Annotated in this window: 12 protein-coding genes and 1 pseudogene; 12 read left to right on the top strand and 1 reads right to left on the bottom strand. The window is 54.1% G+C overall.

Annotated features, from left to right (window positions below):
* The 3 genes from FBQ85_19600 to FBQ85_19610 all read left to right on the top strand — a co-directional run.
* Positions 1 to 296: cupin domain-containing protein (locus FBQ85_19600; GenBank protein ID MDL1877341.1), on the top strand; the 296-nt coding region annotated here is incomplete at its 5' end.
* Between the two features lie 65 nt (positions 297 to 361).
* A complete protein-coding gene (locus tag FBQ85_19605; GenBank protein ID MDL1877342.1) occupies positions 362 to 886 on the top strand; it encodes an ester cyclase in 525 nt (174 codons plus the stop codon).
* 22 nt (positions 887 to 908) lie between these two features.
* The gene (locus FBQ85_19610) at positions 909 to 1,244 is read left to right on the top strand and encodes a helix-turn-helix transcriptional regulator (protein MDL1877343.1); all 336 of its coding nucleotides are present in this window, start codon (positions 909 to 911) and stop codon (positions 1,242 to 1,244) included.
* A gap of 995 nt (positions 1,245 to 2,239) precedes the next feature.
* Here FBQ85_19610 and FBQ85_19615 read toward each other — a convergent pair.
* Positions 2,240 to 2,326, bottom strand: a pseudogene (locus tag FBQ85_19615) (DUF2497 domain-containing protein).
* A 672-nt stretch (positions 2,327 to 2,998) separates the two neighbouring features.
* Here FBQ85_19615 and FBQ85_19620 point away from each other — a divergent pair.
* The 9 genes from FBQ85_19620 (at position 2,999) to FBQ85_19660 (ending at position 10,413) form a co-directional block, all read left to right on the top strand.
* Entirely contained in the window at positions 2,999 to 4,306 is a 1,308-nt protein-coding gene (locus FBQ85_19620) for a signal recognition particle protein (protein MDL1877344.1), read from the top strand.
* Between the two features lie 108 nt (positions 4,307 to 4,414).
* Positions 4,415 to 4,855 (top strand): 30S ribosomal protein S16, encoded by a 441-nt coding sequence (rpsP, locus tag FBQ85_19625; protein ID MDL1877345.1) that lies wholly within the window; start codon positions 4,415 to 4,417, stop codon positions 4,853 to 4,855.
* Positions 4,856 to 5,141: 286 nt separating this feature from the next.
* Entirely contained in the window at positions 5,142 to 5,372 is a 231-nt protein-coding gene (locus FBQ85_19630; protein ID MDL1877346.1) for a KH domain-containing protein, read from the top strand.
* Positions 5,373 to 5,552: 180 nt separating this feature from the next.
* The gene (gene rimM, locus FBQ85_19635) at positions 5,553 to 6,083 is read left to right on the top strand and encodes a 16S rRNA processing protein RimM (protein MDL1877347.1); all 531 of its coding nucleotides are present in this window, start codon (positions 5,553 to 5,555) and stop codon (positions 6,081 to 6,083) included.
* Between the two features lie 14 nt (positions 6,084 to 6,097).
* On the top strand, positions 6,098 to 6,784 hold the full coding sequence (gene trmD, locus FBQ85_19640) for a tRNA (guanosine(37)-N1)-methyltransferase TrmD (GenBank protein MDL1877348.1): 687 nt from the start codon (positions 6,098 to 6,100) through the stop codon (positions 6,782 to 6,784).
* A gap of 28 nt (positions 6,785 to 6,812) precedes the next feature.
* Positions 6,813 to 7,154, top strand: coding sequence for a 50S ribosomal protein L19 (locus FBQ85_19645; GenBank protein MDL1877349.1), 342 nt, complete (start codon positions 6,813 to 6,815; stop codon positions 7,152 to 7,154).
* Between the two features lie 206 nt (positions 7,155 to 7,360).
* Positions 7,361 to 8,467 (top strand): sn-glycerol-3-phosphate ABC transporter ATP-binding protein UgpC, encoded by a 1,107-nt coding sequence (ugpC, locus tag FBQ85_19650; protein MDL1877350.1) that lies wholly within the window; start codon positions 7,361 to 7,363, stop codon positions 8,465 to 8,467.
* 183 nt (positions 8,468 to 8,650) lie between these two features.
* Entirely contained in the window at positions 8,651 to 9,898 is a 1,248-nt protein-coding gene (locus FBQ85_19655) for a transcription termination factor Rho (GenBank protein ID MDL1877351.1), read from the top strand.
* 281 nt (positions 9,899 to 10,179) lie between these two features.
* Positions 10,180 to 10,413, top strand: coding sequence for a hypothetical protein (locus FBQ85_19660; GenBank protein ID MDL1877352.1), 234 nt, complete (start codon positions 10,180 to 10,182; stop codon positions 10,411 to 10,413).
* Positions 10,414 to 10,603 lie beyond the last annotated feature (190 nt).

The following is a 10,603-nucleotide window of genomic DNA, read 5'->3' on the forward strand; positions in this document are numbered from 1 at the left end:
CGACGCACTACAAAGTCGAGTTTGAAAACGACCAGGTGCGGGTGTTGCGCGTCACTTACGGGCCCGGAGAAAAATCCGTGATGCACGAGCATCCCAACGTCGTGGCGGTGTTTCTGACGGATGCACAAGGCCAGTTCACATTCCCGGACGGGAAGACGGTTCCGGTAACGGTAAATGCCGGACAAGTCATCTGGGATCCCGCCGGCAAGCATCTGCCGGAAAACAAGGGAGACAAGCCTTTTGAAGTCATTGTGATTGAACTCAAAGGCAAACCGGCAACTCCCAGAAAAGACTGAAGACACGCAAGCCCACGCTAGCGAAGCCACAACTCACACAATTTTCAAATTTTTAATCGAGAGGAATGAACATGCTGAACCACAAGATCGTTGCACGTTTTTGTCTCGTTATCCTCGCCCTGTGCGCCTCGACCGCAGCGCTTGCTGGCGGCGACGAAGAAAAAAATACAGCGGCGATGAAGCGCTTCTATGAAGAAGTCGTGAATAAAGGCAATCTGAAACTCATCGACGAGCTGGTCGCCGCGGAGTTCGTTGAGCATGAAGAAACGCCCGGCATGAAGCCCGGCCGCGAGGGCCTGAAGGAATTTTTTACGATGTTTCGCGCCGCCTTTCCGGATTTGCAGTTTCAGGTCAATGATATGGTTGCCAAAGGCGACAAAGTTTGGGCCTACATCACCATTCGCGGCACCCACAAAGGCCAGTTCATGGATATGGCGCCAACCGGCAAAACAATCGAAGTTAAAGGCTTCGACATTGTTCGTCTGGCCAACGGCAAGGCGGTGGAGCATTGGGGTCTGACGGACAGCATGACGATGATGATGCAGCTCGGCGCCATTCCGATGCCCGGGCAAGAAAATCCGAAGCAATGACCAAAACTGATTCGCAGGATTTTTGCACACCGCGCTCGCCGAGATCAAACTGCATCTTGGCGAGGCGGATTTCAACGTGGATCGGCTGAGCCGCAAACTGGGCGTGAGCCGCATGCAGCTTCACCGCCGCTTGCGGGAATTGGGCCAGCCGGCTGCGGGCGAGTTGTTGCGCAATATGCGGCTGGAGCATGCCGCGGTTTTGTTGTGCCAGCGCCGCCTGGCAATCGCGGAAGTGGCAAATCGCAGCGGTTTTCGCAGCCCGGCTTATTTTGCGCACTGTTTTCGCGACCGGTATGGCTGCACGCCCTGGCAGTTTGCGCAGAGGGCATTTGGAGGCGGGCAAGAGGCAAAAGCTTGACGCCCTCCGCTCCAGGCTCTAGGCCTTGGCCCTTTGCCCTAAAAAAGATTTCTTTGTTACATACGTGATACCCATAAACGGCGAGTGATGGTACTTATAGTTATTTATCGTTATCGGCCCCAAAGCCGATTTCACGATCAGGCTGATTTCCCTCCACGGATGGCTTTGATTTAAAAACAGATGCACCCTGCCGCGCAGCAGTTCCTGCGCATCATGACACTTATTTACTCATTCAAGGAGCAACAATATGTTGATCCCGCGAAAGATTTTTTTCTTGCGCAGGCAATGGCGCGTGCCATTTTAATGGCGATCCTTGCGCTCATGAGCGCGCTGCCTCTAGCAGCAGCAACGTACACCGTCACCAACGACTCCGGCGCCGGTTCGCTGCGGCAGGCGATTCTCGACGCCAATGCGAATCCCGGCGCGGACATCATTGATGCGACCGGCGTGAGCGGCACCATCACCGTGAACCCGGCCAATTATTTTTTGGTGATCACCGATGACGTCACCATCAATGGCCCCGGCCAAGCCAATCTCACCATCAGCGGCGACGATGCCTCGCGCATTTTTTGGATTCAAAACGGCACAATCATCATTCAAGATCTCACGCTCGCGGACGGCTATGCGAAAGGCGGCAACGGCGGCGGCGGCGGCATGGGCGCGGGCGGCGCGATTTTCATGCACGAAGGCAAGCAGGGCGCGAATCCCACGGACGTGGCGAGCGGCAGCATTAACTTGACGCTCATCAATGTCACGCTGAAAGACAATGATGCGATCGGCGGCAACGGCGGTAGCGGTAACGTCACCGGCGGCGGCGGCATGGGAGGTAACGGAAACTCGGGTGGCGCATCGGGCGGCGTTTTGGGCAGCGCAGTGGGTTATGAATATGGCGGCAGCGTGACCGACGCCACGGTTTCTGCGCGCGGCACGAATGGCGGCATTGCTATTTTTGGCAGTGGCGGCAGAAGTGGTAGTCCGGATGACGCGGGCTTCGGTGGCGGTGGCGGCGGCGCTATTGATGGCGGCGGCGCGTTTGGCCGAGGCGGTTTTGGCGGCGGCGGCCTTGCATTTCCCGGTAATGGCAATAATGGTGATACTGGTAATGATGATGGTCAAGGCGGCTTCGGTGGCGGTAATGGGACGACTACCGGCGGCGGCATGGGCGCGGGCGGCGCGATTTTCGTGGCCAGCGGCACGCTCACGATGAAAAGTGTGACTTTCCAAAACAACACCGCAACTGGCGGCGCCGGCGGCAATGACGGGCAAGGTCTCGGCGGCGCGCTTTTTATTTTTGATAAAGCGGACAACGGTGTGACTGAGCATTCGGTAATGCTCAGTCACAGCCAGGCCGGGGCTTGATCATATCTCGCCTACGAGGGACACGGCCAAGCCGTGGCGGAATGAACCGGGATTGCCAATAAAAGAAGATTTAGCCTGTTGCCGCCCTCCACACACACGAATCAAATGGAACTATTTTCTTTTTGCCAGCCACGATTTAAAAACTAAATCGGAAGATACCTCGATTCACCGGATTCGCAATCGGCGATTTAAGCTCTTGTTTTATTGGTCCATACTTCACTATTCACCTACTCCGTTTTCGCGTACGCCCTCCCCCCACTGCCAAAATGATGATGGGAAAATTCGCTTGCATCCCACTTTGTTTTTTAATACATTTCGCGGCTCTAAAATCAAATGTGGGTTCGATTTCGCACTTAGGTATCCGCGTCGAGCGGATTTTTTAATTTCGTTATTACATGTTTCAACAGCTCTCGGGTCATTTCGAAGAAATCTTCAAAAAGCTGAAGGGGCACGGCAAGCTCACCGCGGAAAATGTCGCGGAGACCACGCGTGAAGTGAGGCGCGTGCTGCTGGAAGCCGATGTTCATTTTAAAGTCGCGAAAGACTTCGTCGAAGCGGTTGAAAAAAAGGCGATCGGCGCGGAGGTGTTCAAGAGCATCACGCCGGCGCAGCAGATGATCAAGATCGTGCACGAGCAACTCACCCTGTTGCTCGGCGGCAACGACACGCCGATGCGCGAAAGCAGCATTCCGCCGGTGTTGATCATGGTGGTGGGATTGCAGGGTACGGGAAAAACCACGTTCTGTGGCAAATTGGCAAAATTCTTGAAGTCAAAGGGCCGCCGGCCCTTGCTGGTTGCAGCGGATTTGCAACGCCCGGCAGCAGTTGAGCAGTTGCGCATCGTCGCGGAGGCCGCGGGAGTGGGATTCTTTTCGAAGCCGAATTCGACCCCGCTTGAGGTTTGTAAAAACGCCGTCACCGAGGCGCGGCAACGCATGCTGGACATCGCGATTCTCGATACGGCCGGACGCTTGCATGTCGATGAAGAATTGATGAACGAGTTGGTGACGATCAAGAAGAATCTGAAGCCGCACGAAATTCTGTTCGTCGCCGATGGTATGACCGGGCAGGATGCGGTAAACACGGCTCAGGCGTTCGTGCAGCGCCTGGATTGCACCGGCGTGGTGCTGACGAAAATGGATGGCGATGCGCGCGGCGGCGCGGCGTTGTCGATCAAAGCCATTACCAACAAGCCTATTAAGTTTATCAGCACCGGCGAAAAGCTCGACGCGCTGGAAAAATTCCACCCGGAGCGCATTGCCTCGCGCATTCTCGGCATGGGAGATATTGTTACGCTGGTGGAAAAAGCGCAGCAAGCGGTTGATCAGGAAAAGATGCGTGAATTTGAAGCCAAGCTGCGCAAAGCCGAATTCACCCTGGAAGATTTCTACGAGCAACTGCAATCCGTCAAAAAAATGGGGCCGCTCAACCAGCTCGTGGGCATGATTCCCGGGCTGGGAGGAAAATTGCCGAAAGATGCCGAGGTCGACGAAAAAGCCCTGGTGCGCGTCGAGGCGATTATTCAGTCGATGACGCCCGGCGAGCGCCAGCGCCCGCAAATTTTGAACGGCAGCCGGCGCTTGCGCATCGCCAATGGCAGCGGCACCGCCGTGCAGGACGTGAATCGCCTGATCAAACAGTATGAAATGATGAAAAAGATGATGAAACAAATGGGCGGCGGCCGCAAAGGGCGTAGGTTTTAAATTGCCGGATTGCGAAAGAATATTATTGGTCTGGTGATAATCACGGGGAGTATTCAATTAACCCCGCAGAACAACATATAAAACTCAACAGATGTAAGGAGGTTCATTTTGGCCGTTCATCTTCGCCTGAACCGAATGGGCAAGAAGAAACAGCCGTTTTACGGCATCGTTGCGATCGACTCTCGCGCCGCTCGCGACGGTAAATATTTGGAAAAAATCGGCACCTACAATCCGCGTACGGAGCCGGAAACGGTGACGCTGAATGAGGAACGCGCGCTCTACTGGCTCAGCACCGGCGCGCAGCCGACGGACACCGTGCGCAACATTTTTAGCCGCCGCGGCGTGATGCTGAAATGGCATCTCAAGAAGCGCGGTGCGGAGGACGCTAAAATCGGCGACGAAGTCAAGAAGTGGGAAGCGCTGCAAGCGGAAAGGATCAAGCGCGCCGAAGTGTTGCGCCTGCAAAAGAAAAGCAAAAAGGCGAAGCAGAAGGAAGCCGAAGCTGCCAAGGCAGAAAGCGCTCCTGCCAGCGCAGAAAGCGGTTCCTGATTGCGACAACGCCGATGACAATAGTCTCGTTGCGAGTGCGAGAGATTTGTTGATTTTGCCTCAACCTCCGGGTAGGGTAGAGAAATTTCGCCTATTCCTAATGATTCGCGTTCTTGTGTAAGTTGAAGTAGATGATGCGGAGGGACACAAGTTGGTTTCAGCAAACTAGCGCTGAAGTTGGAAGCGATTTCGGCATGAAGGAGCGAAAATTCCTAGGATTTTGACCCGCTTTTGGAAATGGCGCCGACTGCGGAATCACTAGGGACTTACCCTTGGAGGGTTGATCATGAAGGAATTCGTCGAGTTCATTGTCAAACATTTGGTGGACAAACCCAATGACGTCGTGGTCGCGGAAGTCGATGGCGAGCGCACGGTGGTATTTGAATTGCGCGTGGGCCAGGGCGACATGGGTAAAGTGATCGGCAAGCACGGTCAAACGGCAAAAGCGCTGCGCATCCTGATCGCCGCGGCTTCCGCCAAAACCGGCAAGCGAGCCGTGCTCGAGATTCTCGAATAGGGCGGGAAGCATAAAGACGCTATCTCCCCAGTGGTCAGAACTGAGGGGAATCATGTTCAGCTGCGGGTTTCGCCCCGCGCGCCGGCCGGCAAATTAAGCCATATTTGAGAGAAAAAATCCGAGAGCATCGCCGCGGCTGCTTAACGAAGCCGTGGACGGCATGGTTTATCTCACAACGTCATGGCAGAAGTCAAAATCGTCACGATCGGCGTTATTCTGCGGCCGCACGGCTTGCACGGCATGGTCAAAGTCATGCCGGAAACGGACGATCCCGGGCGTTTTCGCCGGCTCAAACAAGTGGCGTTGCGCCTGCGCGGCCAGGATTTGGGCGATTTCGAAATCGAACGGGCAATCATCGAAGCGCGAGGCTTGCGGTTGAAATTCCGCACACTCGATTCCATCGAAGCCGTTGAACCGCTGTGCGGCGCCGAAATTACAATTCCCCGCGCGTTGTGTTTGCCGGCGCCCTCACACGAATACTATGCGTTTGATTTGATCGGGTTGCCCGTGTTCACAAGTGCGGGACGCCGCCTCGGCACGTTGAGCGACATCGTGCCTTACCCGGCAAATGACGTGTGGGTTGTGCATGACGAAGCCCGGCACGAGTGGCTGATTCCGGCGATTAGCTCGGTGATCAAAAAAATCGATCTCGCGCAACAACGCATTGAAATCGAGCCGATGCCGGGATTGCTCGACGACTCTGAACGCTAGTTTTCAAAGAGAATATGCAGTTTCACATCGTCACCGGCTTTCCCAGGCTTTTTGCCGGCCCGCTGAGCGAGAGTATCATCAGGCGCGCGCTCGATCGCCAACTCGTCGAAATTTTTATTCATGATTTGCGCGATTTCACCACGGATAAGCACCGCTCGATAGATGATTATCCTTACGGCGGCGGCCCGGGGATGATCTTGAAGCCGGAGCCGATCTTCGCGTGCGTCGAGCATATTCGGGAAACCTATCCGCTTGCTTCCGCCAAAGTCATATTGATGTCGCCGCAGGGCCCGACCTTTACGCAGCGCCGCGCCAACGAGCTGGCGCATGAAGCGGGTATCATCATCATCTGCGGCCACTATAAAGGCGTTGATGAGCGGGTGCGTGAATTTTTGGCGACCGAAGAGCTTTCGATTGGCGATTATGTTGTGACCGGCGGCGAGCTGCCGGCAATGATTGTGATAGATGCGGTGGTGCGGTTGATTCCCGGCGTGTTGGGCGATCTCGACTCGGCAATCGGAGATTCGTTTCAGCAGAATGCGCTTGATTATCCGCATTACACCCGGCCGGAAGAGTTTCGCGGCCAGCGCGTGCCGGAAGTATTGATGTCCGGCCATCACGCCAAAATAGCGGAGTGGAGAAAAAACATGGCGGAAGCCCGCACCCGCGAGCGCAGAGCGGATTTACTCGAACCGAAATAAATGACCAAGGTCAAGGAGGATATCTCACATGAACATCATCAATGCCCTAACCGCGCAGCAACTACGCAACGATCACCCGGATTTCTGGCCCGGCGATACCGTGGCGGTGCATCACAAGGTCGTGGAAGGCGACAAAGAGCGCACGCAGACGTTTGAAGGCGTCGTGATTCAGCGCCGCGGCAACGGCATCAACGAAACCTTCACGGTGCGCAAGGTTTCCGAAGGCATCGGCGTAGAGCGTATTTTTCCGCTGCATTCGCCCAACATCGAGAAGATCGATCACTTGCGTCGCGGCAAAGTGCGGCGCGCGCGCTTGTATTATTTGCGCGAATTGAAAGGCCGCGCTGCCCGTATTGAAGAAAAAAGGTAACGAATGGCAATTTTTGAAAACCGCTAACCCCGCCTAGCAGCGTTAGCGGTTTTTGTTTTAAAATTAATTCATTTTGATCTCCGACAAAGTGCTTGACAATCAAAATCTGAATCTGTACATTGCGCCACAATTTTAAAGCCTGCGACGCATAATCCAATCTAACATACCTATCGACGTTCTGAACCACTGAATACCCATCCTTTAATATGGCCCGTGTTGAATTGCGCGATGTCAGCAAGGTCTATGACAAAGGCGTGATTGCCGTCAATCGCGCGAATATCTCCATTCGTGACAAAGAATTTGTTGTCTTAGTGGGGCCATCCGGCTGCGGCAAATCGACCACCTTGCGCATGGTCGCCGGACTTGAAGAGGTTTCCAGCGGCGAAATTTTTATTGGCGAACGCATGGTGAATGAGGTGCCGCCCAAGGATCGCGATATCGCGATGGTGTTCCAAAATTATGCGCTTTATCCGCACATGACGGTTTTCGAAAACATGGCGTTCGGCTTGAAGCTGCGCAAATATCCGAAAGCCGAAATCGAGGCGCGCGTGCGGGAAGCGGCAAAAATCTTGGATATTGAACAGCTTTTGACGCGCAAACCCAAAGCGCTCTCCGGCGGGCAGCGCCAGCGGGTGGCGGTCGGGCGCGCGATTGTGCGCAAACCCCAGGTGTTTCTCTTTGACGAACCGTTGTCGAATCTCGACGCCAAGTTGCGCGTGCAGACGCGCATCGAAATTTCCAAGCTGCACCGCCGTTTGGAAACGACGATGATCTATGTGACGCACGATCAAATCGAGGCCATGACCATGGGCGACCGCATTGTGGTCATGAAAGATGGCCTGGTGCAGCAAATTGACACCCCGTTGAATCTGTACCATGTCCCCCAAAACAAATTTGTCGCCGGCTTCATCGGCTCGCCGGCAATGAATTTCATGCCGGGCAAGATCATGCGCAACGGCGGTTTGAAATTTAAGCATGAACGCTTCGAAACTGCGGTTCCGCAGGCGTTCGAGTCCTCCTTAGGAAAATATATTGATCAGGAAGTCGTGTTCGGCATTCGACCGGAGGATATTCATCTCGCAGGCGACACGGCGTCGCTCACCCAAAAAGTCGAAGTCGCGGGCGAGGTGGAAGTGGTCGAACCGATGGGCAGTGAAATTTTTCTGTATGCGAACCTAGGCGCGACGAATTTGGTTGCTCGCATCACCTCGCGCACGGAGCCCCCGATCGGCAGCCAGTTGCCCCTCACGTTTGATATGAGCAAATCCCACTTCTTCAGCGCTCAATCCGAAGAGAGCCTGAGACCTGCTTGATACGCTTCTGATTGATTTACTGCTTTAGGTTGTACAACAACAGACGTACGTCCCGCGCATGCGCGGAATGCCGCAGGCCGAAAGCCTGGTTTACGGGGTTCTGCGCGCATGCTGTACTTTCTCTGCCCAAAAAATTATGATGCAATGAAACGCGTGTAAAAATTTTAATGCAAAGGGTTTACCATGGATATCGCTGAATTGAAGGCCATGAAGATCGCGGAGCTTAACAAAGTTGCACAAGAGTTGAATGTGCAAGGCTCTGCCGGCCTGAAAAAATCCGATCTCATTTTTCGCATTCTCGAAGAGCAAACCAAAAAAGAAGGCTTGATCTTCGCTGACGGCGTACTGGAAGTTTTGCCTGATGGCTACGGTTTTTTGCGCTCGCCGGATTACAATTATCTGCCCGGCCCGGACGACATCTATGTGTCGCCCAGCCAAATCAAACGCTTCGGGCTGCGCACCGGCGACACCGTTTCCGGCCAGATTCGCCCGCCCAAAGAGAATGAACGCTTTTTCGCGCTGCTCAAAGTCGAGGCCGTGAATTTTGAAAACCCCGACGTCGCCAAAAGCAAGATTCTCTTCGACAACCTCACGCCGCTTTATCCGCTCAAACGCATCAAGCTCGAGCACGAGGCGCGGGATTATTCCTCGCGCATCATCAATTTGCTGGCGCCGTTGGGCAAAGGCCAGCGCGGTTTGATCGTCGCCCAGCCCAAAACCGGTAAAACCACCATCCTGCAAAAAATCGCCAACGCCATCACCGCCAATCACCCCGAAATCAAACTGATCGTGCTGCTCATCGACGAACGCCCGGAAGAGGTCACCGACATGGAACGTTCGGTAGACGCCGAAGTTATCAGCTCGACCTTTGACGAACCGCCAGAGCGTCACGTGCAAGTGGCGGACATGGTGCTGGAAAAAGCGAAACGTTTGGTGGAATACAGCCAGGATGTCGTGATTCTGCTCGACTCCATCACCCGCCTGGCGCGCGCGCACAACGCCGTGGTGCCGCATTCCGGCAAAATTCTCTCCGGCGGTTTGGATGCCACCGCGCTGGAACGCCCCAAACGCTTCTTTGGCGCGGCGCGTAACATCGAAGAGGGCGGCAGTTTGAGCATTATCGCCACGGCCCTCACCGACACCGGCAGCCGCATGGACGAAGTTATCTTTGAAGAGTTCAAAGGCACGGGCAACATGGAACTGCAACTCGACCGCCGGCTCGCAGACCGCCGCATTTTCCCGGCGATTGACATCAATCGTTCCAGCACCCGTAAAGAGGAATTGCTGTTGAGCGAGTTCGAATTGAATCGTGTTTACATTTTGCGAAAATTCTTAAGTGAATTGTCCTCGGTAGAGGCGATGGAATTCCTTCTGGAGCGCATGCGCGGTTCAAAATCCAATGAGGAATTTCTGCAAAAAATGAACTCGTAAGCCGCCCTCACGGTTTTTGTGTGCTCGATGATGCGTGTTCGTTGAGGATGGTGCGCCTCGTGCGCAAAAAATTATACCCCGTTTTTGGCTTTCCTCACGATCCTGCCTCACATTTTTCATATCCCAACCGGGATTTTTCCATCTATTTTATCCCTTGCAAAATCAGTAAGATGTCACGCTGATTAAAGGGCTTTTTTCGCGGGAGGTAGTGTCTCAGTTTGAAATTTATCTAGTGGCAAAACGGTTGACTGCGCGCCCTGAATTGCTTATATTCTCTGGCTATGAGAAAACCCAAACGACCACGCGACACCAATCAGCTTGCAAAGGCGATTGTCGATCTTGCCACCGGCGAGAAAATGGAAACGGCTGTTGAGGATCCCCGCAACCCTCATGCGGTTGCTATTGGCAGGCTGGGCGGCCTTAAAGGGGGGAAGGCACGGGCGGAGAAGCTCTCAAAGGCAAAGCGAGTGAAGATTGCCAAGAAGGCGGCGGAGGCGAGGTGGAAGAAAAAATAAAGAGTAGCACATCCTTGTGACGCTACCCCTGATCGTTTCTTTCTTTTATTTTTTTGAGATGCGGGAGACGACTTTTTCAGGGCTTGCCAGCAAATACCCCAAAAACCCTCAGAACTAACCACCAGGAAATGAATGTGTCCAGTTAATTTTTTATTATCTTAATAATCTTTTCAACAACTTCGTCAATGAG

Source organism: Cytophagia bacterium CHB2, assembly GCA_030263535.1.
Taxonomy (GTDB): Bacteria; Zhuqueibacterota; Zhuqueibacteria; order Zhuqueibacterales; family Zhuqueibacteraceae; genus Coneutiohabitans.

What these genes read in the sequence shown, in the direction of transcription:
- FBQ85_19605 (MDL1877342.1), top strand. Translation starts at nt 362, where the DNA reads ATGAACATGCTGAACCACAAGATCGTTGCACGTTTTTGTCTCGTTATC.
- FBQ85_19620 (MDL1877344.1), top strand. Translation starts at nt 2,999, where the DNA reads ATGTTTCAACAGCTCTCGGGTCATTTCGAAGAAATCTTCAAAAAGCTG.
- FBQ85_19630 (MDL1877346.1), top strand. Translation starts at nt 5,142, where the DNA reads ATGAAGGAATTCGTCGAGTTCATTGTCAAACATTTGGTGGACAAACCC.
- rimM (MDL1877347.1), top strand. Translation starts at nt 5,553, where the DNA reads ATGGCAGAAGTCAAAATCGTCACGATCGGCGTTATTCTGCGGCCGCAC.
- trmD (MDL1877348.1), top strand. Translation starts at nt 6,098, where the DNA reads ATGCAGTTTCACATCGTCACCGGCTTTCCCAGGCTTTTTGCCGGCCCG.
- FBQ85_19645 (MDL1877349.1), top strand. Translation starts at nt 6,813, where the DNA reads ATGAACATCATCAATGCCCTAACCGCGCAGCAACTACGCAACGATCAC.
- ugpC (MDL1877350.1), top strand. Translation starts at nt 7,361, where the DNA reads ATGGCCCGTGTTGAATTGCGCGATGTCAGCAAGGTCTATGACAAAGGC.
- FBQ85_19655 (MDL1877351.1), top strand. Translation starts at nt 8,651, where the DNA reads ATGGATATCGCTGAATTGAAGGCCATGAAGATCGCGGAGCTTAACAAA.
- FBQ85_19660 (MDL1877352.1), top strand. Translation starts at nt 10,180, where the DNA reads ATGAGAAAACCCAAACGACCACGCGACACCAATCAGCTTGCAAAGGCG.